The following is a 25,166-nucleotide window of genomic DNA, read 5'->3' as shown; positions in this document are numbered from 1 at the left end:
AACATTTTATGGGGAGAAGTCACTCATGATGAGTATTTCTAAAGTCTTAAAGTTATCAGCAGTGGCGGCAAGTTTAGCTACGCTCGCTGGTTGTGGTGGTGGGGATTCATCTGAGCCAGGTGAAGTGCTTTTAACATGTAACGTGCCGAATATACCTAATGCAGCGGGTACAGAATGCATACCACCACCGCCGTTAAGCTGTCCAGCACCTAAGTTTCCTGATGCTAAAAATGAAAGTTGTATTGTGGGTTACAACCCTGAGCTTTCTGAACCAGTGGCTTATGCTGGCGAAAACCAAGCCGTGCTGTATTACAACCGCATAAAAGATAACGATAATAGTGATAGCAACACTAATTATCCCGGTTATAAGTTACATACTTGGAATAACGATACTTGTGATAGCTATGCCGCGCCATTTGACTCAACTGATTGGGCAAATGGTCATTCGTTTGATGGTATCGACCCTAATTACGGTGCGTATTGGATTATCAACCTCAAAGAAGGTTATGGCGAATGTGCTAATTTTATTGTTCACATTGGTACTGAAGGTTCTGGTAAAGCTTTAGGAGATGGTGATTTAGTCATGAACCTTAAAGTACTGGCAGAAGACGGTGAGCCAGAAGCAAACTTCAATCGCACTAACTTTACTATTCATGGTGAAAGTGATGTTTATGACTATCCTATTCTAGATGTTGGGTTTTCGATTGCTGGCGCCAGTGCACATTGGTTAGATCAAAACACCTTTGTGTGGAATGAAGATCCTGACGGCATTGCTAAGTTTGTTATTCATCATTCTGACAGCGCAGGTATTGCTGCTGACAATGATGGCAATATCACTGGAACACAAGTTGAAGTGATGTCCAGTGAGCTTACTGATGAGCAAAAAGCATTAGTACCACATTTAGCTGATTGGCCAGCTTATGAGGCGAACTTCAGTGCCGAAGAAGCTAAAATGATTGCTAAAAATCAATTAGTGATGGCAGCGTATGATGGCGATAACAAGCCTGTAGCTGCGAGCCATGTACAAGTGGCTAAAGTGCTAGATGCTTTGTATACCTCAGGTGAAAGCGATGCTGATGAAGCTGACTTGGGTATTATCTATGATGGTAGCAATATCATGGCCAAAGTGTGGGCTCCTACTGCGCAAACGGTTAATTTAAAAGTTTATGATGCTAGTAAAAACCTAACCAGTACTGAGGCTATGACGCTAGATGCTGATACCGGTATATGGTCATTTAGCGGTGATATGAGCTTAGACAGAATGTATTACCGTTATGAGTTAATGGTATTTCACCCAGTCACTAAAGCGATTGAAACTTTAGAATCTACAGACCCGTATTCGCTTAATGTCTCTACTAATGGACGCTACAGTCAGTTTATCAATTTAAGTGATGATGACTTAAAGCCTGATGGTTGGGATGACCACGAAGTGATGACGGTCGCCAACCCAGAAGATATTGTTATTTACGAAGGGCATGTCCGTGACTTTAGTGCACGTGATGAGAGCACTTCTGAAGCCAATCGCGGTAAGTATTTAGCCTTTACAGAAGAAGGTAGCGCGCCAGTTGAACATCTGCGTAAGCTTGCACAAAGCGGTGTGACTCATTTTCACTTGCTGCCATTAACTGATATTGCGACGATTAATGAAGATCCAGCCGAGCGTATTGATATCACAGATACCTTAGGCAGCTTGTGTGACAAGATTGAAGACAGCGCAGATGCGTGTGTGACTCAGGATAAGTCAGCGACGATTCAATCTATTCTAGAAGGGACATTACCGGGCTCAAAAGATGCCCAGGCACTCGTTAATGCCATGCGTGGTTATGACAGTTTTAACTGGGGATATGATCCTCAGCACTTTATTGCACCAGAAGGCAGCTATGCCAGTGATGCAGATGGGATTACCCGCGTTAAAGAGTTACGTGAAATGAACCAAGCACTGCATGGTTTAGGCCTGCGCGTAGTGCTAGATGTGGTGTATAACCATACCAGTTCATCTGGGCTTTGGGATAACTCGGTACTCGATAAAGTGGTACCAGGCTATTACCATCGCTATAACGAAATTACCGGCAATATTGAGTCATCAACCTGTTGTGATAATACGGCGACTGAACATCGTATGATGGACAAGTTTGTGACTGACTCTATGGTGATTTTAGCTGAGCAATATGGCTTCGATGGTTTCCGTTTTGATGTCATGGGCCATATGCCTAAGAGCAGTATTTTAGCAGCCCGCGACGCGGTTCAAGCAGTAGATGCTGATAACTACTTTTATGGTGAAGGTTGGAACTTTGGTGAAGTTGCAGACAATCGCTTATTTGAGCAAGCTGTTCAAGCCAATATGGCAGGGAGTGAAGTCGGTACATACAATGACCGTATTCGTGAAGCCGTTCGAGGTGGTGCTTTATTTGCTTTAGAGCAGAAAGATGATTACCTGCGCGATCAAGATACCTTACGTTTATCAATGGCGGGTAACTTACAAAACTACGTACTTAAAGACTTTAACGGTAATACCGCAACGGGTAGCAGCTTTAGCTGGAACTCACAACCTACAGCGTATGCGTTAGACCCTGCTGATAGTATTAACTACGTATCAAAGCATGATAACGAAACCTTATGGGATATTCTGCAGTACTCAAACGACATTGGTTTATCGTTAGATAGCCGTGTACGAGTGCAAAATATCGCCGCAACCATTCCATTAATGAGCCAAGGTATTCCATTTTTACAAATGGGTGGCGACATGTTGCGCTCTAAATCATTAGACCGTAACACGTATGACTCAGGAGATTGGTTTAACTGGGTCGACTTTACTAAGGGAAGTAACAACTGGAATGTTGGCCTTCCGTTAGAGCAAGATAACGCAGAAAAAATGGATCAAATTATTGAGCTTGCAGGTAACCCTAATTCAGCGCCATCTATGTCTGAAATAGAGTTTGCTTCAAACGTCTTTAATGAGTTCTTGTCCATCCGTAAAACAAGCCCATTACTACGCTTAACAACTGAACAAGACATTCTTGACCGTGTTGGTTTCCATAATATTGGTACAAACCAAACCCAAGGCGTGATTGTCATGAGTGTTGATGATGGTGCAGGGTTGGTGGATGTTGACCCTGCTGTTGACGCTATGGTTGTGATGATAAATGGTAGTGAAAATGAGCAGTCTCATACAGTACCAACCGCAGCCGGATTTAGTTTGCATCCGACGTTATCAATGTCGATTGATTCAACAGTGCAAAACGCAAACTTTAGTGAAGGCACCGAAGAGGGAACCTTTACCGTCCCTGCTTATTCCACGGCAGTGTTTGTTAAAAATCAAGGTGATAGCCAAGGTGCTGGCTTAAGTGCCAATGCGACAGCAGGTGCGCCTGATGTAGTTCCTTACGGTAGCACAGAGGTGTTCGTTCGTGGCGGCATGAACGGTTGGGGCGAAGTTGATAGCTTTACCTATATTGGAAATGGCGAATATCGCGTAGCGATTACATTAGCAGCTGGCGGTTATGACTTTAAGATTGCCTCTGCTGATTGGAGCGCCGTTGATTTTGGTGGCGTATCAGATGCTGAAGCTGGTGTCGAAGAAGATGTGGCTGAGCAACTTGCAGCTGGTGGCGCTAACCTAAGCTTTACAGCAGCAACTGATGCAACTTACGTATTCTCACTCAATGCTGCAGATAAAGATAACCCAGTGCTAACGGTATATAACGAAGAGCCATTTGTTGGCACCAGTGTCTATGTTCGTGGCGGCATGAATGGTTGGGGTGAAACTAATGAGCTTGTATACATGGGCGGCAGCATCTATCAAGCAGAAATCCTAGTTTCAGCTGCAAATCATGAGTTCAAAGTGGCTTCTAGTGACTGGTCTACGGTTGATTACGGAAGTTTAGATGATAATGGCGCAGTGACTTTGGGAACTGCAAAAGTGTTAGCCGTTTCAGGCACCAATATGAGCCTTAACTTTGAAGCGGAAGAAATGTACACCTTCACGTTTGATATGAGTAATCGTTCAGAGCCTGTGTTAACCGTCAACAAAACCGATATGTTTGCTGGTAACACTGTGTATATTCGTGGCGGTATGAATGGCTGGGGTGAAGTTGATGCTCTGAGTTATCAAGGCTCGTCAGTTTACACTGTAGATATCGCGCTTGATGCAGGTAATGCTGAATTCAAGATCGCCACTGGCGATTGGTCAACTGTCGACTTAGGTGCAATTGCAGGTGAAGAAACGGTCATTGAAGGCGACATGAAAACCTTAGCTTCAAAAGGTGCAAACATGATGTTTGACGTTGCAACAGCGGGAACTTATCGCTTTACTGTGACAGGCCCTAGCACTAGCTCACCGGTTTTGACTGTGACTGCGGTTAACTAAAACAGATGAGTCATACAGTGATAATCATGCATTGATAATCATACAGTGATAATGCTTGTTAATTAGAGACTAAGTTACATGTGATTAGTACTTTATTGCAAAAGCCAGTTGGGTTCCCAGCTGGCTTTTTTATTTTAGGGTAACTGTCGGTTTCTATAGGATGAACCTCGCAATATTTTTCATCACCAACAAACATAAATAGCTCAAACTTTCCCCGTATCATATAGCTCAATGTGATAGGTTATAGGCCTCAAACCTCTGAATTATTGGGCATCATTAATGTGGATAGCACTTACGATACTTGCTGCTTTTATGCAGTCTTGGCGAAATGCATTTCAAAGCGAGCTAAGCCAGCAGGTTAAAGTCAGTGGTGTCACACTCGCACGCTTTATCTGGGCAGGACCTATTGCTGCAGTCTATTTATTTAGCCTCTATCAAATCCAACCTAGCGAACTCCCTAGCTTTAGTTATCAGTTTTATGGTTTTGTGATTGGCGCATCGCTAATGCAAATACTGGCAACGGGATTGATGGTTAAACTGTTTCAATTAAAAAACTTTGCAGTAGGGGCAGGGCTTGCTAAAAGCGAAGCGCTAGTCGCTGCTATTTTAGGTGTATTGTTTTTTGGCACTAGCTTGAGTTTATTGGGCTGGATTGGGGTGATTCTTGGCGCAGTGGCAGTGATGTTACTGAGCACTCAGCGCGGCGTTAAGCGGTTATCTCTCAATACTATTCTATTAGGTTTAGGCAGCGGTGTTGCGTTTGCATTTACTTCTCTTTGGGTCAGAGAGGCAAGTTTACTGTTGATTTCAGATGCAGGCTTGGTTAACCCAATTCCTTTTACCCATAGAGCAGCTTGGGTGTTGCTATCAGTGATAGGTCTACAAACGCTGATATTAGTGACATATTTAGGCATAAAAGACCGATTGACCTTAATGGCATTGTGGCAACGCCCTCGACTGACATTACTCATCAGTGTTTGTAGTTGCATAGCATCAATTGGTTGGTTTAGCGCTATGTCGCTGCAAGCGGTTCCTTACGTTAAAACCTTAGGTCAGATTGAAGTATTCTTTACCATGTTGATTAGTGTTTTTTGGCTTAAACAAAAAATAAAAATTAATGAAGTATTAGGGTTAGTGTTAATTGCTGTTGCGGCGATTTTAGTCATGTGGACATAGAGAAAACCATAGGTATTTGGCTTTGAAATCAATAAGGAATAATACCTAATTGTGATTTCAATTTGTTGTTTTTTCATACTATACTGGCGAAGATAAAACCAAGAAATCATTATTCAGGGAGAGTTTTATGGATCTGGTTGCTCATCGTTTCGCGCGCAAAAAAACGTCGTTAATAGTCACGTCGCCAATAGTCTCGTCGCCAAAAGTCACTAAGTGGAGCACGACGTTGAGTTGTGCAAGTTTGTCATTATTGCTCAGTTCAAATGTGCTCGCAGCGACAATTTCGGAAGAAGGGATCCTTGAAGACACAGGAACCCCTACAGCTCAAGCTTCAGTTGTTTCAAAGGCGACTCTTGATGAGTCAGCAATCGTTAAAACTTCCTTCACTCCCGAACAGCTGAGCTTACCTCAAGATAGCAAATACGATTGGCTACAATTCACTTCGTTAGAGCTGTTAAAAGGCGAAATTAAAAACTTATATGACGATAAATTAGAATTCGAAAGTGATGAACTGGATACCATTTTTATTGATTGGGAAGATGTAAAAGTTCTGCAAAGTGCTGGTGTTGTGAGTATTGGTTTTTTAGATTTATCTACTCACAGTGGTCAGTTACTGGTTAAAGACGGCATTATGTATATCGATGGCCAAGAGTTTGACCGCAGCCAAATATTGACGATTATTGCAGGTGAGCAAAAAGAGTCGAATTACTGGTCGAGTAAAATCTCCTTAGGGGCAAACTTCCGCTCAGGAAATACAGATCAAATCGATTATAGCGCTATCGCCAAAACGGTTCGCCGCACCACTGAATCTCGCTTTAATTTTGATTATATTGGCAATTATTCAAAATCTGACGATGAAGAGAAAATTAACAACAATCGTATTAATACCAATTTCGATTGGTTCTTATCAAAGCAATTCTATTTAAGACCCATATTCGCTGAAATCTATACCGACAAGTTTTTGAATATTGAATACAAACTCACAGTAGGTTCGGGTTTAGGTTATAACATTATTGATAATGCTAAAACGGAATGGAGTATTTCAGGCGGTCCAGCTTATACCTACACAAAATTTGATAATGTAGAAGACGGTGAAGACACTGATAGCGGTTCGGCTACTGTAGTCATTGAAACGATTTATGACACTGAAATAACCAGTGATATTGATTTTGTTACTTCTTATCGAGTCCAGTACGGTAATGACGATTCAGGTGGTTACACACATCACGCCTTGGCGACATTAGAGATTGAACTGACCGATATGTTCGATTTGGATCTATCGTTTGTTTGGGATCATACTGGCAGCCCACAACCAGATTCAGACGGGATCACGCCCAAGGAAAATGATTATCAATTTATTGTCGGTTTTGGTATCGATATTTAGATTGAACGATTAATGAGAAGGCTCAGTTTGGGCCTTTTTTTGTGCCTGAAAAAAGTGAATGTAGCCATTAATTGTCAGCTGACTTACTAATGTTCCAATAACTGCGCCAGCCAGTAAATCACCTAAATAATGATAATTCTGCCCGAGTTGCCCAATGATGACTGCAGCCATGCAAAATATCCAAAACAGTCTAAATCTCGGTGCAAAGTGCCAAAATAAGCTGGCAAAAGCGAAGGTGAGCAATGCATGCCCTGATGGAAAAGAATGAAAGCTATTGGAAAGTGAAAAGGGGTGAAAGCTTTCGACACCATGGCTAATCCATGAAAGGTTATCGTCTGTCCAAGTCTCAGGCCAAGTACGGCCAAATATTATTTTAGCGCCAACTCGAATACTGCTGGCGAAAATGGCTACCAGAATAATGATCCGCCGAATATGAAATAGCCTAGTTTGATAACGCTTATTGAAACTCATAAGCACAATCGTTGCCGCGAGTATTTCGAGCAACAAAGGTATTTTTGAAAAGCCTTCAAACATCAAGTTTGATTGGCTGTGTTGATGCATAAATTCGGCAATGCTTCGGTCAAAATAAATAACACTAAGCAGAGCTGCCATCCCAGCGAGAAGGTAAGCTGAGATAATTACAGGGCTAAAAGAGATTGGTGTTGGACTCAACAAGTGACTCATCGCTTGTTGTTTAGCAAATTTCACAGCGCGTTATCTTTGGTTAGCTGGTTAATTTTTGCTGCTAAAGCATCGTTAACCGGAGTCGAAATACCAAGCAGTTGTGCTCTAGCTGCAACAAAGCCATTAATCTGCTCAATTTCAGTGATGCGTTGATGTGTTACATCTTGGTGCATGGAGGAGTAGTTATTGGCGGTGAGCTGAATAACATTATAAATGGTACTGAGAGACTCAGTTAGCGAAAGTGAAACTCCTTCAGCCTTTGCCACTGCAACGCACTCAGTGGCAATAGCATTGATTTGATCTTGATATTGCGCTTGTGCGAGTTGGCCGTTATTACATTGCTCGATTGCAGTGAGTGGGTTGATGGCGCAATTGACAATGAGTTTTTGCCATAAAGCCAGCAAGATATTCGAGTGAGTCTCACTATTTGGAATCGCACTTAAAAGTATTGATTCCATTTGCTGCGTTATTGCCGCTCCGCGGACTTTGCCAATAACAGTTTTGCCTGTGCCAGTTTGGCGAACATGGAGTTGACCTAGTTTTAATGCGGCTTGAGAAGTTGTTCCAAGATATAAACTGATATCGTTACGTTGATGAGCTTCAATAAGCTTGATGACTTGAAGATGCGGCCCCAATCCATTGTGCAGCAATAGTAAGGTGACGTTAGTTGGCAGTTTATCAATGAGCGCTGCAACGGCATCATTCACCTGATAAGACTTAACGCACACAATAACCAGCTCAATATTCGATAGCTGTTCAGCCGTCACATCACTAAGATTATTAACCAAGCAAGGCTGAACTATGGTGTCATTGATTAATGGATTATCAGAAAACGTTTCAACACTCAGGGATTGCATCTGATGATCAGCTGTCGATAAACAGAAGTTTCGACCGAGTAAAAGTGGTTGAGTGGTTTCTGATGGATTGTTTTTAGGGGAATTCGTGTGAGTCAGCTGATGATAAATCAGCATGCCAATAGCGCCAGCGCCGATGATTGCAATATTGGGGGCAAGTTGATTTGAGCGCATATGTCACTCGCTTATGACGTTTTCGATGAACGTTTAGGAAACAGTTTAGCGGACTGATACTTTCTCAATACATACAAGAGCATATAAAACAAAGCGATACCAAATATATCAGCGACGACATCAGCCACAGAAGCGCTTCGATAAGGGATTTGAGATTGAATGACTTCAATCAATATTGCGTAAAAAGTCAGTACTGACCACATCCAATACCACTTAGGTTTAAATGCGAAATAAGCTAAAAAAGCTAAGCCGAAAAAGCTCAGAGTATGGCCAACTTTGTCCATGTTATTAAAAGTAATGGGGTAGTTCGGCTTTGAGAAAACAAGATAACTGACAACAAGAACAGCTAAAGCAAATGCAGCAGTGAAAAATAATTTTAATTTCATGTTGTCGTTTACTTAACCTGATGCCATATCGTCTGAGTGAAGCAATAATAAAAAAAGCCGCGGCTAAAGTCATTAAATTCCAGTTAATTAATGTTTTCTATTTTACGGAGGGTTTGCGCTTCCCGTTAAAATGGTATTATTAGCACAATGATTAAATGGGAGAATAACTATGCCATCAATGGACATCGTTTCAGAAGTCGATGAAGTTGAATTACGTAATGCTGTTGAAAATTCACGTCGCGAACTTGCAGGTCGTTTTGACTTTCGCGGTAAAGAAGCTGAGATTGAACATAAAGATCATACCGTTACGTTAAAAGCTGAAGATGATTTTCAATGTCGTCAGTTAGTGGATATCTTACGTATTCAGTTAAGTAAACGTAACGTTGAACCATCTGCAATGGATGTTGACGAAAAGTCAGTGCATAGTGGTAAAACCTTCAGTTTGAAAGTGAATTTCAAACAAGGTATCGATAGCCTGATTGCTAAAAAGCTGGTTAAACAGATTAAAGACAGCAAGTTAAAAGTGCAGTCATCTATTCAAGGCGACTCAGTGCGCGTTACTGGTAAGAAACGTGATGATTTACAAGCGGTCATGCGGTTAGCAAAAGAGTCTGAATTAGGCCAACCTTTTCAGTTTAATAACTTTCGCGACTAACTTTCGCGACTAATTTTTAAGGCTATTTTTCGCGACGAATTTTAAGACTACTTTTCGCGACTAAAAACCTTGGAAAACTGACTCGATTAATCAGTCGATTGGTAATGGCTTAAGCGTCATAAGAGATTAATGCTGTAACAGTAAACTGTTGCAGCATTTTTTTATTCTCTAAAAGTTACCTCTGCTATTTGCATATAACTAAAATTTTATTGGTTTTCATTTCAGTTGTTACCACTTGCTGTCGCCTTGGTGCTGCATACTTTTAAATTGCGACGTTAAGATCTGAGTTATGACCACTGCAAAAATGAAATTCGCCATCGATGATGGTTCTACCAATGTAAAAATCAGCTGGATAAAAGACGAAAAGGTGCATTGTATTACTTCGCCCAATTCTTTTCGTAAAGATTGGAAGAGTGCAGCATTACTTAATGGAAAGAAGATTTTTAACTATCAAATTGGCTCAACAAAATACACGTTTGACGCCACTTCAGACAGAGCTTTATCCACCACTCACGTCGCATACCAGTATGATGATTTAAACCTACTTTCAGTCCATCACGCGCTATTACAAACAGGTATCACTCCTTGTCCTGTTAGTATTTTAGTGACCTTACCCATTACTGAATATTACAACGCAGACGATTGCCAAAAGAACGAAGCTAACATTGAGCGCAAAAAAGCCAATTTATTGCGTGAAATTTCGCTCAACAAAGGCGACTTATTTGACATTGTTGAGGTAGAAGTCTTGCCAGAAAGTCTACCAGCAGTACTAACCACATTAGTGGATTCGGGCATTAATGCCTTTACTAAATCATTAGTTATTGATGTTGGTGGAACGACTCTCGATATGGGGGTGATTGTTGGTGAATTTGATGATGTATCAAGCGTATACGGTAATGCCACAATAGGTGTATCTATGGTAACTGACGCGGCCAGAAAAGCCTTAGCAGCAGCTGACAGCGATGCCAGTTACCTAGTTGCGAATGAACTGATTAAGAACCGTCATAACCGCGAATTTGCATGTGAAGTGATTAATGACTTAACCAAAGTGGATTGGGTACTTGAGCGTATCGAGCATAAAATCGAAGAGCTAGGTAATGCCATTGCCTATGAAGCGAAAACCTTTATGCGTAACCCTAACCGTGTTTATTTAGTTGGCGGTGGCGCAACCCTAATCGAAGCTGCTGTGCATGAAGCATATCCAAGCCTTGGCGAAAAAATAGTGTTACTTGAACAACCTCAAGAAGCCTTATCCCGTGAGATCTGTTGTTATCACGCAGCTGAAAGTAACGACGTCGATACTGATGACTCTGCAGCAGCTTAATAGGTAAAGTGTATGCGTATTCAATGTACTTTTAATCTAGCACCAGAACTTCATGAGCAGCATGGTTACGCCATTGAGAATCTGCGAGCATGGCAAGTCAGTGAGAAAGAACGCAGCGATGAAAAGGATATCGCCCAGCAAAGGCGCAGCATTTTTCATCGTGACATTTATTTGTCTGGTTTGTATTTGCATCAGTTATCGCCTGAGTTACCAAAACTTGTCAGTGAGCAATATCGTCCAAATGGCGTTAATGCAAAGCGAATTACTCAGCAAATATCATTGTTTGATGATGAGTTGGCTCGCGAGTCTCAACAATCTATTGATGAGGCTCCAGCTCTAGCTAAAGCAGTACTTGCTGATAGCCAATGGCTGAAGTTTGAAAAAATGCTCGCAGCGCATCAACAAACACACAAGCAAGAGCAAGCTGATGTAGATGCTAAAGCAAAGATAGAAACAGAAGCGAAGCATGGGCAGTTAATCGAGCAGTTAAGCGAACTTCTTAATAGTCAGTTTTCAGCGCAGTTGAGTCAATTTCAAACTCAAAATGAGCAAATACTGGCAGAGCTAAAAGTGCAAGCTGTAGCTCATTCACCTATTACAGATTCTTCAGGTGTTAGCTCAGCTGAAGCTAGCTCAGCCGAATTAAGTTTAGCTAAATCGAGCTTAGCCGAATCGAGCTTAGCGGCAATTGAAACAAGACTAGATGATAACAACGTCGAATTACTGAACGCCATTAACGCTAACCAACAAAGCTTACTCTCGGCATTTAACAGTATTAAAATACAAATGAGCAGTTTAAGTGATCAGGTAACTCAAAACTTGGCTAATGGTCATAAAGCCTTGTCGGCTGATGATCAAGCACAAGTGAAACAACTCAATACCCAGCTTCAACGTGCCAGTAAAGTTAAAGCTAAAGGGCTTTGGTAGTTTGAGTCAGTAAGTTGGACAGATAGTTAACGTCAGCATTTACAAAAAGCCCAACTTAAGCTTGGGCTTTTTTATGTTTTAAAGAAATAAAGCCGCTAAATAATGATTAAAAATAATATTGATAACTGAGTTGAGTGAACTGGTTTGATTAATGTTTGAACATCTTCATTGCTCAGATACTTGCTAAAAATAATTTATTTAACAGGGTAATGCACAAAACATAGAATCAACAGGATGAAAAACAAACGAAATATAAGCTTAATTGTTTGAAAAATGACAATAAATACAAATTCATCGTAAAGACGACAAAAGTTGCAGATTTTGTTGGAGTTTTATGTCTATACTAAAGCTGTAAAGCACGTAAATGACATACGTATGAAAAGCAGATAGTTTGTTTGTAAAGTTAACAATAATTTATACAACTACCCTTGTGATCTAGAACAAACGCCCCAAAATCTACTTATGTAAGAATAAATATCTGCTAGAAAGTGAAGTATATAGCAAGGCTATATTATTAAAGGATAAGTTATCTATGAAAATAAATCTTTCAGGTCACCATGTTGATGTTACAGATACTGTAAAAGAAGACGTTAGCGCAAAGTTCACTAAAATTGCCAGCCATTTCCCTACGTTAATATCGCTCGATATTATCATCTCAAAAGAACACGGCGAATTTGAAGTTGAAATCACGACAAATTATGAAGGAAGTCGTATAGCCGCAAAATCCTCAGACCCTGTTATGTATCCAGCACTTTCAAGTGCAGGCAAAAAACTCGATGCAGCACTAAAGCATCGTAAAGGACAACTTAAAGCTGATTTGCACAATAAGCCAAAAGTAACAACGCCTGAAATCGCGCATGAAAAAGTTCAAGAAATGGATCTAAAATAAGCGATTTACGTTAATTAACGTATAAAAAAACGCAGTCAATTGACTGCGTTTTTTATTGCTTTAAATAAACGAATTAATCGTTGATTTCAGCATTGTGGTAAACGTTTTGTACATCGTCACAATCTTCTAAAGCATTAATGAACTTGTCGAAGGTTTCAACATCTTCGCCTGTTACTTCAGTCATTGTTTGCGGTACAAAAGTGATGTGCTCAACTTCGAAGTTGATATCAGCATTATCGTCAGTTAATGCAACACGAACCTTGTTAAATTCAGTAATTGGGGCAAATACGCTGATCATACCGTCTTCTAGTTCAACGTCAGTAACATCAACATCTGCCATCATCAATAATTCTAAAATGGCTTCATCGTCTTCACCTGCAAATACAAACACAGCTTGGTGATCGAACATATGAGAAACAGTACCTGGGCCGCCTAACTTAGCGTCGTTTTTAACGAATGCTTGACGTACTTCAGTAAAGGTACGTTTAACGTTGTCAGTTAAGCAATCAACGATGACTGAACAGCCACCAGGACCAAAACCTTCATAACGAGCAGTATCGTAATCTTCACCACCACCGCCTCGGGCTTTTTCAATGGCACGTTCAATAACGTGAGTCGGTACTTGGTCTTTTTTGGCGCGGGTAATTAAGCTACGAAGCGCTAAGTTACCATCAGGATCAACACCACCATTTTTGGCACAAACGTATATTTCTTTACCGTAGCGCGAGTAAATACGCGTTTTTTGGCCGGCAGTCTTTGCCATAGATTCTTTGCGGTTTTGGTATGCTCTTCCCATCTTGATCTCGTTTTTAATGTCGAAAATTGCCGCTGATTCTAACAAAAATAATCGCAGCTGTTTAGTCTATATAGGCACTGCAGTTGATGCAGATCAGCCGATAGAGGATTAGTGAGTTCAATTTACCATAGATGCTGTTAAATTTGTGTAAGATATTGATTGCAAGAATGAGGTATAAGTTTCAATATTCGTCTAGACTGATACGAGTGTTATAAAAACCATATCGTAAGCATGTAGTTAGCATCGGTAAGAGAGTAAAAATATGACAAAAGAGAGTCAAGAAACCGCCAGCACCAATGAAGATAATAAAGCGACGGTAACAGTATTATTTTATGAAGCGCCAGTAGGGCTGTTAATGAAAAATATAGTACTAACAGGTTTAGATGTGAGTGAGACGGGAAGGGTAATGCTTCCCAATGAGTTTAGGGCGGGAAAATCAATCATTGCTGTACTTGATGGTGAATGTAAAATTCTTAACTCACTAGGTGAGCGTGTGTATTCCCAGAAAAATTTAGTCTGATGTAGAACTAATTTTTTATTTATAACGTACCTAAATGTTAGTAAAAATAAGGCGACTACTTGTGAGTCGCTTTTTGTTTTTATTGAATATAGATAATTCGACCCCATCTATTAAATTAACAATGAAAAATTTAAGCTAAGTTAAACCTCCAGCTTAAGTTTTAAATAACAGCGAATCGCTATTTCAAGGAAGTACTATGCCAATGCCTGCTACGTTATTTACCCCGTATAAACTCAATGACACGCTTACCCTTAATAATAAAATCTTAATGGCGCCACTCACACGTTGTATGGCTGACGATGACTTAGTCCCAACTCAAACGATGGCTGATTACTATGCTCGCCGCGCTGATGCTGGCCTAATCATCAGTGAAGCCACCATTATTCGTCCTGATGGGCAAGGTTACGTCAATACACCGGGTTTATATACTCAAGCGCAAATTGATGGCTGGAAAGTCGTGACTCAAGCTGTACACGATAAAGGCGGGAAGATTTTTGCCCAGCTGTGGCATACCGGCCGCGTCGCTCACCCGTTCTTTTTTGGTGAAGAAAACGGTGAAGTGTTATCAGCATCAAATATAGGAATCGAAGGCACTATTCCACGTAATCGAGATTTGACATATCAGGAGCCTAAAGCGGCGACAATTGAAGATATTGCCTCACTAGTCGCTGACTATGCAACCGCTGCAGATAATGCCATAAAAGCCGGTTTTGATGGGGTCGAAATTCATGGTGCAAATGGTTACTTAATCGATCAGTTCTTACATTATTCATGTAATAACCGCACCGACGAATACGGCGAAACCCCAGAAAATATGGCACGTTTTGCCGTTGAGGTTATTGATGCCATTATCGAAAAAATTGGTAGTGATAGAACAGCGATTCGTTTATCGCCGGGCGCCTATTTCAATATGGAGCCAGACAACCGTGACCGCGCTGTATTTGATACCTTATTAAAGCAACTTGAACCGCGCGATTTAGCATTCATCCACTTAGGCATATTTGATGATGCTATGGAGTTTGACTATTTAGATGGCCAAGCCTCAAGCTATTTACGTAAGCAATATAATCAAACGATTGTTGGTGTCGGAAGTTATACCGCGCAAACGGGTAGCGATGCGATTGATAATAATCAGTTTGATTTATTAGCCATTGGCCGCGCTTTTATTGCTAACCCTGATTACGTCGCTAAAGTCCGCGATGGTCGTGAATTAACTGCTTATGATGATGCTATGCTCGCTGAGTTAGTTTAATTATTTTAACTATTGAGTCATTGCGACTCAGCATTAAGTCAAAAAGCTAACTTACGACTTGCTAGAAATTAAAGACCACGAAGTATCGTGGTCTTTTTCGTATGAGTGTTTGTATTAATGTATGTGTGAATCGAAAATCGAGAAGATTAAAACCATAAGTACATACGCATCGAACGTCTAAAGTGTTTCTGTATCTTGATACGCCAATGCTGCTTCTATAGTAGGCGCAGGCTTACCCAATAAATAGCCTTGAGCATAATCAATCTTATATTGCTTTACTTGCTCAAGCACTTGCTTGGAGTCCACAAACTCGGCAACAGTTTCAATACCCATTTTTTTAGCAAAATCCGTTACAGTGGCAACCAAATATTGGGCTTTTTCATCTTTATCTAAATAGCGAATAAGCGAGCCATCTATTTTAATAATATCGATGTCTAATCTCATCAAATGCACAAAATTAGAGTAACCCGCACCAAAGTCATCAATGGCAATTTTACAGCCATAGGGTTTTACTTTGCCGATAAAGTCATGGACTAAATCGTAATTGGTGATCTCTTCACTTTCTAGTAGTTCAAAGGTCAACCTTGTGGCTGTTTCAGGATAACTTTTAAGAAGTGTAAGCAATGTTGCTACTCGTTCAGGATCGGCAATGTCTTCAAGAGAGATATTGACTGAAAACTCATAAGGCAGCGAGTTAAATAATGAAAACGACTTTTCAAGCATTACTTGCATCATTTTTGGATAAAGACGCGAACGAACTGCCGTTTGCATAAACTGAGCCGGTGTCAGCACCTTGCCGTTAGCTAAGCAAATTCGCATTAAACATTCGAATTTCGGTTTGGCACTTATTACTTGGTTTGCACTTTCTGGACTGTCATTAATTGAAAGTGGTTTGATTAGCTGCACATAAGGGGTAACTAGGTTGTTTTGTACTGCTGAAACCAGTAACCGACTTTGATGCATATTGGCTTCAAAAGCTTGAGGGTTAGACATGTCAGCTGTAAATAAACGGTAGCGTTGGTAATGACGCTTTGCCATACGTCTGGCTAGGTCAGCATGTTGATGTAACTGAGAATACTGCTCATTGATACAATGGGCGCCGCCAGCACTTAAAGTAATGTAGAGTTCGTTTTCATCAATCACAATCGCTTGGTGGGAAATATGATCGATTAGCTGCTCGGCTAAGTCTTGTAATTGATGGTCATCAAACGTGCTGATAACCAAAACCACAAATTCATCAACCCCAGTTTTATATAAAATGTGGGGAGTGGCATTCATTTCGATACTATTAGCCACTTTTTGAATAATTATATCGCCGGTTTTTACACCATAAAAGTCATTAATTTCGTCAAAATCAGTAATACTGAATACTAACAATGAGCTGGCTTGATGTTGTTTTAAATCGGCATACAGCTTTTTACGGTTGGGTAAGCCTGTGAGGTTATTGAAATAAGCCTCATTAAAGAGGTTACTGTTTTGCTGCTCAATCTTATGGAAGCTCTCGGCTAGCGACTGTCTCATGACTTCAAAATTATCACCAAGCTGTTGGATTTCATCTTGGCTGTTGATGTTCAGCTTTTGGCTAAGATCACCTCTGACAATTTTTTGAGTCCAATTGGTTAATGTCAGAATATCTGCAGTGACAATTTTCCCGACACTCATCAATAACCAACTGGCTAAACTAAGCACGCCAGACAGTAATAGCAGCTGAAATAATAAGGTGTTGAGTAGTTCTGCGCCGTACAGCTTGACTTGCATTGAACCACCGTAAAAACCTTGCAGCTGACCACGGGAAATAATTGGTTGCATCACTTGGCTAAAACCCAATACCCATTCACTTTGACGTGTTTTATTGGTTTCAACATGACGTATTGCTGGAGGACGTTTGGCGGTGACTAGTTGCCCGTTAAGGGCGTTTTCTTTTACCTCGGGAATGAGGTTAGCCCACATGCCTTTGATGAAGTAATCATGAGTATTAGCAAACCCTAGCTTTTGAGCTCGGTTTAATTGAATTGATTGATTTTGTTGTCGATGATGCAGCGAAATCAACTCGCCATTTTTATCTAATACGGCAAAGTCAGATAAAGTGATTTGAAACAGGCTGGTTTGCTTTTTATCTATTCGAGTCGTTGCTTGTGCAAAAAATTGATCAATAGCATTGTTTATTTGCTGTTTTTGGTTATTTAAGTCATTAAAATCAATATGGTTACTGGCTAATACCAAATGCATATTATGTAAGGTATCACTGATACTGAGTTTTATCAGTTGTCTGTTTTGATGTAATTGATAGCTAAAGAAGATGATTTGGATACAGATTAAAATTAGCACATTCGACAGCATCAATTTGCGATAAAGCGGCATTTTCAAGTGTAGTAACCAATACAGTAATGGCTCTAACAAGCAATACAATAAAAATGCGCCTATAACTGCCAACGTTAACAGTCGACTAATCACAGCCACCTTTGGCCAGTCTGCTATTTCAATAAGAGAGTTTTTATCTCCCCAAGGGTTAATGGCTGTATTAGGGTTGTTGGGGTCTAAAATCCAAATCGCATCAGCTTGTCCCTCAACCTCTAACACCAATTTATATTCAATATCGCCTGGGTGTAATGGGAGTTGGTAGTGCCACTGGTTTTCGCCTGAAGGCCGCATCTGATAAAAGGGGTCATCGCTATGCCAGTCAGAAAAACTGCCACTTACAAAAACGTTGGTAACATGACTTGTAGATGTTAGCCCATATTCTTGATTGAGCTTGTCTGAAAGGGGGAGCGATAAATTGATCTCGTAAGGCGTTAGTGCACTGGTTGCAAGGTAAGATACAAGCCAAGTTTGAAGCGGCCATAAACATAATAAGGCTAATAGGATCCCCAGCCTTAATTTCCATTTATGTAAATAATGAGCCACTAAACTCAATGAAAAACCTTACTCATAACCGTAATCAACCCGAAAGATAAAAGTTGAGTTAATAATCACAGTGAAGTTGATGTAATTATTAACAATTATGTATCAATATGGGCTGAATTTTAGACAAGGTCAACAGGGCGATAGAGAAAATTTATCATGTCATTATTAAAAAGGGAGCGAGTTTATTGAACGCTAGAAAGGAGAGTGAGTAAGCGCTTAATATAGCTTTAAGTCATATTCAATCACTGAACTGTGATGCGAGCAGCATTCAGTTGCTAGCCGATATTTAAGATGTTACGTATAATGTAAACCATCTATTTCTGTTAATTGGCAATGTTATTGTACAAATTCAGCAGAAAGCCTTTCAAATTAAAGAGAAAATATCATGAGCACTATCCCACCATGTCCTAAATGTGAATCAGCTTACGTATACGAAGATGGCTCACAACTTATTTGCCCTGAATGTGCTCATGAATGGAACCCAAACGAAGAAATCGTTGATCCAGATGCCATCATCTTAAAAGATGCTGTAGGCAACTTACTGGCTGAAGAAGACAAAGTAACCCTAATCAAAGATCTTAAAGTAAAAGGTTCTTCATTAGTGCTTAAAGTCGGCACTAAAGCTGTTATAAAACGCTTTGTTGATGCTGACCACGATATCGATTGTAAAGTCGATGGTCACGGCCAAATGATGCTTAAATCTAAGTTTGTAAGAAAGCAAAACTAATCTAGTTTTAGCGCTTAATAAAAACTTGAGAACACCTGCTAAATAGCAGGTGTTTTTTTATGTGTGAAATAGGAAAACGTAAAAAGGAAACATAGACCTGAGTTCAGTTCCCGCTGCCACATTTGATCCGTAAGGTGAAACTCAGACAAACAAAAAGGGCTTAGCATTGCTGCTAAGCCCTTTTTATAATTTGGTGGAGGCGGCGGGATTTGAACCCGCGTCCAGAAAGCCTACATCCAAGGCGCTACATGTTTAGTCTCTCTTTTGGTTAACCAAGTACACTCCGAAAGACAGGATTGCAATTGGCGAGTCCGATACTATTTCGCGGTTCACCCTCGGACGGAGTTCCCTCGCTATCAAATGTAATATGACCATCTTGAATCCCTGCCCATTTGAGAGACGTGGGTAAGATGGCTAGCTAGCCTAAGCTGCTAGAGAGTAGTTAGAGTCGTTAGCAACTATAACAGTGCGGCTTTTTACGAGGCCAACCGCCCCTCGACATGCTCCCAGGGTTTCGTGAATCCTGTCGAATCCAGAATCGCCCCCAAAGTTTGTTGATTGTATCGGGTAAACACTAAAAAACCTAATGCATTTCACCAATTAACAATCGTTTGTTCATTATCCGTCCAGTCGACTCTTTTTCATGACACGTGATTGTTCAACTTTCCACTCACGTTCTTTAGTGTCTTGGCGCTTATCGTGATCTTTCTTACCTTTACCTAAACCAATTTCTACTTTTACCCATGCGCTTTTACGCCAGTATAGAGAAAGTGGCACTAAGGTGTAGCCTTGACGCTCAATTAAGCCTTCAAGTTTGTCGATTTCGCTGCGCTTCATCAGTAGTTTTTTAGTACGAATAGGATCGCACACTACATGAGTTGTTGCTGTGTTTAGCGGCTGAACGGTACAACCGTGCATGAATGCTTCACCGTTTTTGATGAAGACATAACAGTCGGCTAAGGTGACTTTACCCATACGCAGAGATTTAACTTCCCAGCCTTGTAGCTCAAGTCCAGCTTCTATTTTTTCTTCAATTTTAAATTCAAAGGTCGCGCGCTTATTACGTGTAATCGTAGCGGGTGGATTCTTTGATTTTTTCGAATTCTTTTTTACCATAATCGCGTGTACTGCCCGCTGTTATCCCATTTAAAAGATCTGATCATTTTTAATTGTGACAGATATGGGGGAGAGAATAATCTAATCAAGGGATTATACCCAAAACACTTAAAGATGCGAGTTTATTCATTAACCGTAATAGATGCGTTTTAATGTAGGCGTGTTAAAATTGGCATATTGTTATCGAAAGTGTTGTTATTCATGCCAAAAATTTCAAAAAATGTACTCGTTCGTTTCAGTGCAATGCAAATGTATGATCTGGTTAATGATGTTGAGTCTTACCATGAGTTTTTACCTGGCTGTGTAGGCGGTAAAGTGCTTGAATTTGATGGTAAAACAATGGTGGCTTCGGTTGATGTTTCAAAAGCAGGCATTCGTAAAACCTTTACCACGCGTAATCAGGTTGTGCCGGGTAAAACGGTATCGCTAACCCTTGAAAATGGGCCATTTAAAAATCTTGATGGTATTTGGCGATTTACAGAGTTAACAGAAGATGCCTGCAAGGTAGAGTTTGATCTAAATTTTGAGTTTTCAAATCCACTAGCTGATATGGCATTTGGACGGGTATTTAAAGAGTTAATGAACTCAATGGTGACGGCTTTTACTGATAGAGCCAAGGTGATTTACAATGACAAATGAAGTTGAAACATTCGCTGTTGATGTGATTTATGCGCTGCCAACTCAGCAGAAAATTATTACAGTGAATGTCACACCTGGCACCACTTTTATTGAAGCGGTTAAGCAAAGCAATATGGTGAGTTTTTTTCCTGAGATTGATCTTGAAAAAGTAAAGCTAGGTGTTTTTAGCCGACAAGCTAAACACGATGAAGAATTACAGCAAGGTCAGCGTATTGAGATATACCGCCCTTTAATTGCCGACCCTAAAGATGTGCGCCGTAAGCGTGCTGAAAAAGCCAAGGAAGAAGGGCGTAGCAATAAAATTACTGGAGCTAAGTTAAATTAGCAGTTAACGATAGTTGTTGGTAGCTGAATAACTGCACCCATTAAAAAAGCGGAAAGAATTATCTTTCCGCTTTTTTGATTTAAGCTTGTTTATTTAGAAGTGTAAAACCCTAATCGGCTTTGTCATTTCCTTGAGAACCACCAGTCGGTACATTGTTCTCATTTTCAATACGTTCTTCTTCAACTAATGGCTTCGCATCACCACGAATTGCTTTTTTAGGCTCTTGCTCTGGTAACAAAGGAGCCACAACTGGAGCTGACACTGTTGGCAAGGCGCCTTCATTAAGCGGTGTATCAAAGTCATCACTTAATTTGTAATCACCTTCTACTCGCTCGAGTAAATCACCATCAAAATACAAGATAAGCTCTTTATGAGTCACGCTGGCATCACGGCCACTTTTAAAGTGATAAACGTAGTACCAAATATTATCAGCGAAGCTATCACGAAGAACTGGGCGACCTAAAATATATTCTGCCTGCTCTTTGGTCATTTCAACACGTAGCTTTTCTACTTGTTGTAACTCCATGTAGTTACCTTGTGGTACATCAGGCTTATAGATTAACCAATCAAAAACACTACACGCACTTAAAGATACTGAAAGCGCAACGGCGCCTAAAAGGGTAAGACTTTGTTTTTTGTTTATCATTGTCTGCGCTATTTCCTAAAAATCTGACGCCATCATACCCAAGGCTTCCCTATGCTGACAAGTGGCTATTAACTGTTGAATGCTATAACGGTGTGAATAGTAGAGTAGATAGCGCTAAGTTAGTTCCTTAATAGTGGAGGAAAGTCGTCTATTTACCCCGAAAATGTATATTGAATGTTATGAAGTTGTAGAAATTCGTGGTAAATCCTTGTGTAATTATATAAATTTGAATTATGGGGATTAACTGAGTTCGATAATATCTATTACCTAAGTCAATTCATCAACCTATACAGCCCAACCCATCTGACTAAAAAGAATAACGATTAATAATGTCACTAATAAAAGCAGCTGAAATAAATAAAGACTCATTATCACTCCCCAAAAGTGCAGGTAGGCTGACTTTTGTTGGTACTGGTCTGCAGCTTGCGGGACAGATTAGTGTATTGAGTAAAAGCTATATCGAAAATGCTGATTTAGTTTTTTCACTTGTACCTGATGGCTTTACTGAAAGCTGGCTTGTAAGTTTAAATTCAAATCACCGCTCCCTTCAGCCTTATTATGCCCAAAAAGGTGAAGTTAAAAATCGTCGGGATACCTATTCGCAAATGGTAGAAGCGATACTTGAACAGGTAAGGTCTGGGTTAAATGTGGTGGTTGCCTTATATGGTCACCCAGGGGTATTTGCTTGTGTGTCCCACTTATCGATTAAGCAAGCGAGGCAAGAAGGACATCAAGCGGAAATGTTACCTGGAATATCGGCAGAGGCTTGCTTGTGGGCTGATTTAGGTATAGATCCAGGTACATCTGGGCATCAGAGCTATGAAGCCACTCAATTTATGCTGTACCAACACATTCCTAACCCTAAAACTCATTTGTTGCTATGGCAAATAGCTTTGGCTGGCGAACACACTTTGACCGAGTTCTCAACAACATCAGAACGCTTAGAGATTTTAGTGGAACATTTATCTCAATGGTATCCACTTGCACATGAAGTTGTTATTTACGAGGCTGCCAACTTACCGCACTTAAAACCTAGAATTGAACGTTTCAGCCTTAGGAAGTTGCCTTATGCTGAGCTAAGCACCATCAGCACATTATTAATACCTCCTTCAGAGAAGCTCGCTTTAAATGTCGACATATTAAAGCGTCTTGGGATTGAAGCTGGCGATATTGGATAATCTTTTCAACACAAAAACGGGAATTACTATGTCAAAACTTAGCTCATTTTTAACCGACTTAAGCTCGGATGCGAAATTAAAACAAGCATTTGAAAAATCGCCGCAACAAGTCATGCAAGATTACGGATTGAATAAAGAAGAGCAAGAGGCATTGTTGTCATGTGATGAAAGTAAAGTATGTGCGTTAATTGGTGATGTTGATAAATCTAAAATATTGTTTGTTCATCATTCCTAGGTTATTGACTTGAAGCATATTTTATTGTTTTTGGTTTTTCTAAGCTCTTTTGCTTTTGCCAATATTGAACAGCAAATTGACTTAGAGTTATCGCAATTAGAAAAAACAATGAAAACTTCCCCTGATGAAGGGGAAGTGCTCTTTAGCGCCTTACAAGATAAAAAGTCGATTTTAAATAATGATCAGCTTGCTAGATTATGGATGATTGATGCCCAAAGACAAATAATGATAGGCAATTTTGAAACTGCACTTATTCGTCTAGATGAAGTACAGAATGTAGCAACAGATAGAGTATTATTGACACAATCCTATATGTATAAGGTCACTTCATACATAGGTTTAAAAAATTACACTTCCGCATTTATCGAATTAGAAAATAACCTCGCTCGAGTAGAAAACTACCAAGATATCGAATTAAAACTAGAGTCATATTTACGCATTTTAAATGTATACCTAGATATGGATGCATATAAAGAAAGTAAACGAATTTCTAAAAAAGTATTGGCCTTGAACAAACAACAGTCACCTAAAAGCCATTGCTATGGACTTGTAGGGCTAGGCTACAGCAATTTGAATTTGAGACTCTATCGAGAAGCTTCCTCCACTTTTGACGAAGCATACGCTTATTGCCAAACTCACGAGTTTTCTCTTGTTGCGGCTATGGCTCTTAAAGGGTTAGCTGAAATCAACTTAGAAATGAGTGAATATAGTACTGCGAAACAACAACTTGAAATAGCTTTGGTCGTTTATCAGAGATTCAATTTTAGCTATGAGCTATCAAGGACTAACGCACTATTAGCGATAGTTCATTACCATATTAATGAATACGAAACTTCGATGTATTACGCCGAACTGGTTAACGCATTACCAAATGACTCTATTTATATGTTACCCAAGAGAAAAGTAAGTGAAATTCTATCAATGCTTGCAAATCAACAAGGTAATTATAAGGAAGCTTATCAATATCAAGTTCAAGCTCACGCCTTGGATATGCAGATAATTAATGAGAAAAAAGTAAAAGAAAATGCTTACCAAATGGTAAAGTTTGATTCAGCAGAGAAAACCCGCGAGTTGAACCAATTAGTCCAAGATCATGAAATGATAGCTAAACAACGAAGTATTTTGAATAATGAAAAGAGTTCCTCTTTCATGTTCTCTACGGTGCTTGTTGGTACGGTTGTTTTTTTGACCTTAATGTTATCGGCGGCATGGATGCAACGTAATCAGTTTCGTAAGCAAGCTCAAATCGATGCGTTAACTGGATTATACAATCGTGGTGCAGGGCTTGAAAAAGCAGAGAATGAATTTGTACATGTACAAGCTCGCGATGAAAGCTTTAGTATTATTGTGATTGATTTAGATTGGTTTAAAAAGATTAATGACAGCTTCGGTCATGCTACGGGTGATTGGGCGTTGAAAAAGGTCTCAGAGACGATTAATAGCTGCGTTAAGTCTAGTGATATTGTTTGTCGTCTGGGCGGAGAAGAGTTCGCGATATTTATGCCATGTACAAATATCGACATTGCTTATGAACGTGCACAAGAGTTGTGTGATGCTTTTGCGAATATCAATACACGTTATTCTGGACATCAATTTACCATTACTGGCAGTTTTGGCGTCAGTGAACTAACTAAAGATGATTTAAGCTTAGATCCAATTCTAAATCGCGCTGACAATGCGCTATATCAAGCCAAGTCAGAAGGCAGAAATCGAGTGGTTAAGTCTTGATAATCTGTGAGCTATATTAAAAAACACTTTTGATACTTACATCTAATATAAAATACTAGCTGAATGATTCATGCTCCGTTAGGAGACTGGCTAATAAGCTCTAAATACAGCAATCAGCAACTTCAACTCTTTAAGTAAACAATTAATATTGAATGGTTTTATTGCACATCCTTAAGTTATTAGTACTTCCTTAAATATTACCTCTTATCGTTTTCTCTTAAACTTTTATGCCCCTGTGCTAACTCTAAGTGCTGTCTTTTAATATTAGAGCTATAGCTCAT

General features: G+C 39.9%; 22 protein-coding genes and 1 other RNA gene. 15 read left to right on the top strand and 8 right to left on the bottom strand.

Annotated features, from left to right (window positions below):
• Positions 1–25 precede the first annotated feature (25 nt).
• From AC0L4E_RS13735 to AC0L4E_RS13725, 3 genes are all read left to right on the top strand, one after another.
• On the top strand, positions 26–4,366 hold the full coding sequence (locus AC0L4E_RS13735; RefSeq protein ID WP_473679642.1) for an alpha-1,6-glucosidase domain-containing protein: 4,341 nt from the start codon (positions 26–28) through the stop codon (positions 4,364–4,366).
• Between the two features lie 279 nt (positions 4,367–4,645).
• Positions 4,646–5,542, top strand: coding sequence for a multidrug transporter (locus AC0L4E_RS13730; RefSeq protein WP_473679641.1), 897 nt, complete (start codon positions 4,646–4,648; stop codon positions 5,540–5,542).
• A gap of 127 nt (positions 5,543–5,669) precedes the next feature.
• The gene (locus AC0L4E_RS13725) at positions 5,670–6,926 is read left to right on the top strand and encodes a DUF481 domain-containing protein (protein WP_473679640.1); all 1,257 of its coding nucleotides are present in this window, start codon (positions 5,670–5,672) and stop codon (positions 6,924–6,926) included.
• 9 nt (positions 6,927–6,935) lie between these two features.
• Here AC0L4E_RS13725 and AC0L4E_RS13720 read toward each other — a convergent pair whose 3' ends face one another.
• From AC0L4E_RS13720 to AC0L4E_RS13710, 3 genes are read right to left on the bottom strand one after another with little or no spacing between them, the layout of a single operon-like run.
• Positions 6,936–7,634: a phosphatase PAP2 family protein gene (locus tag AC0L4E_RS13720; protein ID WP_473679639.1), complete on the bottom strand. Its 699-nt coding sequence runs from the start codon at positions 7,632–7,634 to the stop codon at positions 6,936–6,938.
• On the bottom strand, positions 7,631–8,638 hold the full coding sequence (locus AC0L4E_RS13715; protein WP_473679638.1) for a ketopantoate reductase family protein: 1,008 nt from the start codon (positions 8,636–8,638) through the stop codon (positions 7,631–7,633). Before AC0L4E_RS13715 ends, AC0L4E_RS13720 begins: the two co-directional genes overlap by 4 nt.
• An 11-nt stretch (positions 8,639–8,649) precedes the next feature.
• A complete protein-coding gene (locus AC0L4E_RS13710) occupies positions 8,650–9,024 on the bottom strand; it encodes a VanZ family protein (RefSeq protein WP_473679637.1) in 375 nt (124 codons plus the stop codon).
• A gap of 169 nt (positions 9,025–9,193) precedes the next feature.
• Here AC0L4E_RS13710 and AC0L4E_RS13705 point away from each other — a divergent pair, with 169 nt between their 5' ends.
• From AC0L4E_RS13705 to hpf, 4 genes are all read left to right on the top strand, one after another.
• Positions 9,194–9,679, top strand: coding sequence for a YajQ family cyclic di-GMP-binding protein (locus tag AC0L4E_RS13705; protein WP_473679636.1), 486 nt, complete (start codon positions 9,194–9,196; stop codon positions 9,677–9,679).
• A 289-nt stretch (positions 9,680–9,968) separates the two neighbouring features.
• Complete coding sequence (parM, locus tag AC0L4E_RS13700) at positions 9,969–11,003, top strand: plasmid segregation protein ParM domain-containing protein (RefSeq protein ID WP_473679635.1); 1,035 nt, start codon at positions 9,969–9,971, stop codon at positions 11,001–11,003.
• A gap of 12 nt (positions 11,004–11,015) precedes the next feature.
• On the top strand, positions 11,016–11,930 hold the full coding sequence (locus AC0L4E_RS13695) for a hypothetical protein (protein WP_473679634.1): 915 nt from the start codon (positions 11,016–11,018) through the stop codon (positions 11,928–11,930).
• A gap of 532 nt (positions 11,931–12,462) precedes the next feature.
• Positions 12,463–12,819 carry a ribosome hibernation-promoting factor, HPF/YfiA family gene (hpf, locus tag AC0L4E_RS13690; protein ID WP_473679633.1) on the top strand — a complete coding sequence of 119 codons (357 nt, stop codon included), beginning with the start codon at positions 12,463–12,465 and terminating at the stop codon, positions 12,817–12,819.
• 73 nt (positions 12,820–12,892) lie between these two features.
• Here the strand turns inward: hpf and AC0L4E_RS13685 are convergent, their stop codons facing one another.
• Positions 12,893–13,615, bottom strand: coding sequence for a YebC/PmpR family DNA-binding transcriptional regulator (locus AC0L4E_RS13685; protein ID WP_473679632.1), 723 nt, complete (start codon positions 13,613–13,615; stop codon positions 12,893–12,895).
• A gap of 262 nt (positions 13,616–13,877) precedes the next feature.
• Between AC0L4E_RS13685 and AC0L4E_RS13680 the strand changes: the two genes are divergently transcribed.
• Positions 13,878–14,135 carry a TIGR02922 family protein gene (locus AC0L4E_RS13680; RefSeq protein WP_473679631.1) on the top strand — a complete coding sequence of 86 codons (258 nt, stop codon included), beginning with the start codon at positions 13,878–13,880 and terminating at the stop codon, positions 14,133–14,135.
• Between the two features lie 202 nt (positions 14,136–14,337).
• Positions 14,338–15,387: an alkene reductase gene (locus tag AC0L4E_RS13675; RefSeq protein WP_473681662.1), complete on the top strand. Its 1,050-nt coding sequence runs from the start codon at positions 14,338–14,340 to the stop codon at positions 15,385–15,387.
• A gap of 177 nt (positions 15,388–15,564) precedes the next feature.
• Here the strand turns inward: AC0L4E_RS13675 and AC0L4E_RS13670 are convergent, their stop codons facing one another.
• Complete coding sequence (locus AC0L4E_RS13670) at positions 15,565–18,291, bottom strand: EAL domain-containing protein (RefSeq protein ID WP_473681660.1); 2,727 nt, start codon at positions 18,289–18,291, stop codon at positions 15,565–15,567.
• 385 nt (positions 18,292–18,676) lie between these two features.
• Here AC0L4E_RS13670 and AC0L4E_RS13665 point away from each other — a divergent pair, with 385 nt between their 5' ends.
• Positions 18,677–19,018: a zinc ribbon domain-containing protein YjdM gene (locus AC0L4E_RS13665; RefSeq protein WP_473679630.1), complete on the top strand. Its 342-nt coding sequence runs from the start codon at positions 18,677–18,679 to the stop codon at positions 19,016–19,018.
• 191 nt (positions 19,019–19,209) lie between these two features.
• Here the strand turns inward: AC0L4E_RS13665 and ssrA are convergent.
• Positions 19,210–19,564, bottom strand: a transfer-messenger RNA (tmRNA) gene (gene ssrA / locus AC0L4E_RS13660).
• 72 nt (positions 19,565–19,636) lie between these two features.
• Entirely contained in the window at positions 19,637–20,134 is a 498-nt protein-coding gene (smpB, locus tag AC0L4E_RS13655; protein ID WP_153913340.1) for an SsrA-binding protein SmpB, read from the bottom strand.
• A gap of 201 nt (positions 20,135–20,335) precedes the next feature.
• Between smpB and AC0L4E_RS13650 the strand changes: the two genes are divergently transcribed.
• Complete coding sequence (locus tag AC0L4E_RS13650; protein ID WP_473679629.1) at positions 20,336–20,773, top strand: type II toxin-antitoxin system RatA family toxin; 438 nt, start codon at positions 20,336–20,338, stop codon at positions 20,771–20,773.
• Positions 20,763–21,098, top strand: coding sequence for an RnfH family protein (locus AC0L4E_RS13645; RefSeq protein ID WP_473679628.1), 336 nt, complete (start codon positions 20,763–20,765; stop codon positions 21,096–21,098). Before AC0L4E_RS13650 ends, AC0L4E_RS13645 begins: the two co-directional genes overlap by 11 nt.
• 109 nt (positions 21,099–21,207) lie before the next feature.
• Here the strand turns inward: AC0L4E_RS13645 and AC0L4E_RS13640 are convergent, their stop codons facing one another.
• Complete coding sequence (locus AC0L4E_RS13640) at positions 21,208–21,744, bottom strand: outer membrane protein assembly factor BamE (RefSeq protein ID WP_473679627.1); 537 nt, start codon at positions 21,742–21,744, stop codon at positions 21,208–21,210.
• A gap of 329 nt (positions 21,745–22,073) precedes the next feature.
• Here AC0L4E_RS13640 and AC0L4E_RS13635 point away from each other — a divergent pair, with 329 nt between their 5' ends.
• From AC0L4E_RS13635 to AC0L4E_RS13625, 3 genes are read left to right on the top strand one after another with little or no spacing between them, the layout of a single operon-like run.
• The gene (locus tag AC0L4E_RS13635; protein WP_473679626.1) at positions 22,074–22,922 is read left to right on the top strand and encodes an SAM-dependent methyltransferase; all 849 of its coding nucleotides are present in this window, start codon (positions 22,074–22,076) and stop codon (positions 22,920–22,922) included.
• 28 nt (positions 22,923–22,950) lie between these two features.
• Entirely contained in the window at positions 22,951–23,157 is a 207-nt protein-coding gene (locus tag AC0L4E_RS13630; RefSeq protein ID WP_473679625.1) for a hypothetical protein, read from the top strand.
• A gap of 9 nt (positions 23,158–23,166) precedes the next feature.
• Entirely contained in the window at positions 23,167–24,885 is a 1,719-nt protein-coding gene (locus tag AC0L4E_RS13625) for a GGDEF domain-containing protein (RefSeq protein WP_473679624.1), read from the top strand.
• The last annotated feature ends 281 nt before the right edge of the window (positions 24,886–25,166 follow it).

The organism is Shewanella sp. GJ50-10 (assembly GCF_055808815.1).
The sequence above is the reverse complement of the archived record's forward strand: the minus strand, read 5'-3'. Positions and strand labels throughout refer to the sequence as shown.

Bases quoted from the DNA above. Each gene is read 5' to 3' on its own strand.
- AC0L4E_RS13735 (WP_473679642.1), top strand. From the start codon at position 26: ATGATGAGTATTTCTAAAGTCTTAAAGTTATCAGCAGTGGCGGCAAGT.
- AC0L4E_RS13730 (WP_473679641.1), top strand. From the start codon at position 4,646: ATGTGGATAGCACTTACGATACTTGCTGCTTTTATGCAGTCTTGGCGA.
- AC0L4E_RS13725 (WP_473679640.1), top strand. From the start codon at position 5,670: ATGGATCTGGTTGCTCATCGTTTCGCGCGCAAAAAAACGTCGTTAATA.
- AC0L4E_RS13715 (WP_473679638.1), bottom strand. From the start codon at position 8,638: ATGCGCTCAAATCAACTTGCCCCCAATATTGCAATCATCGGCGCTGGC.
- AC0L4E_RS13710 (WP_473679637.1), bottom strand. From the start codon at position 9,024: ATGAAATTAAAATTATTTTTCACTGCTGCATTTGCTTTAGCTGTTCTT.
- AC0L4E_RS13705 (WP_473679636.1), top strand. From the start codon at position 9,194: ATGCCATCAATGGACATCGTTTCAGAAGTCGATGAAGTTGAATTACGT.
- parM (WP_473679635.1), top strand. From the start codon at position 9,969: ATGACCACTGCAAAAATGAAATTCGCCATCGATGATGGTTCTACCAAT.
- AC0L4E_RS13695 (WP_473679634.1), top strand. From the start codon at position 11,016: ATGCGTATTCAATGTACTTTTAATCTAGCACCAGAACTTCATGAGCAG.
- hpf (WP_473679633.1), top strand. From the start codon at position 12,463: ATGAAAATAAATCTTTCAGGTCACCATGTTGATGTTACAGATACTGTA.
- AC0L4E_RS13685 (WP_473679632.1), bottom strand. From the start codon at position 13,615: ATGGGAAGAGCATACCAAAACCGCAAAGAATCTATGGCAAAGACTGCC.
- AC0L4E_RS13680 (WP_473679631.1), top strand. From the start codon at position 13,878: ATGACAAAAGAGAGTCAAGAAACCGCCAGCACCAATGAAGATAATAAA.
- AC0L4E_RS13675 (WP_473681662.1), top strand. From the start codon at position 14,338: ATGCCTGCTACGTTATTTACCCCGTATAAACTCAATGACACGCTTACC.
- AC0L4E_RS13665 (WP_473679630.1), top strand. From the start codon at position 18,677: ATGAGCACTATCCCACCATGTCCTAAATGTGAATCAGCTTACGTATAC.
- smpB (WP_153913340.1), bottom strand. From the start codon at position 20,134: ATGGTAAAAAAGAATTCGAAAAAATCAAAGAATCCACCCGCTACGATT.
- AC0L4E_RS13650 (WP_473679629.1), top strand. From the start codon at position 20,336: ATGCCAAAAATTTCAAAAAATGTACTCGTTCGTTTCAGTGCAATGCAA.
- AC0L4E_RS13645 (WP_473679628.1), top strand. From the start codon at position 20,763: ATGACAAATGAAGTTGAAACATTCGCTGTTGATGTGATTTATGCGCTG.
- AC0L4E_RS13640 (WP_473679627.1), bottom strand. From the start codon at position 21,744: ATGATAAACAAAAAACAAAGTCTTACCCTTTTAGGCGCCGTTGCGCTT.
- AC0L4E_RS13635 (WP_473679626.1), top strand. From the start codon at position 22,074: ATGTCACTAATAAAAGCAGCTGAAATAAATAAAGACTCATTATCACTC.
- AC0L4E_RS13630 (WP_473679625.1), top strand. From the start codon at position 22,951: ATGTCAAAACTTAGCTCATTTTTAACCGACTTAAGCTCGGATGCGAAA.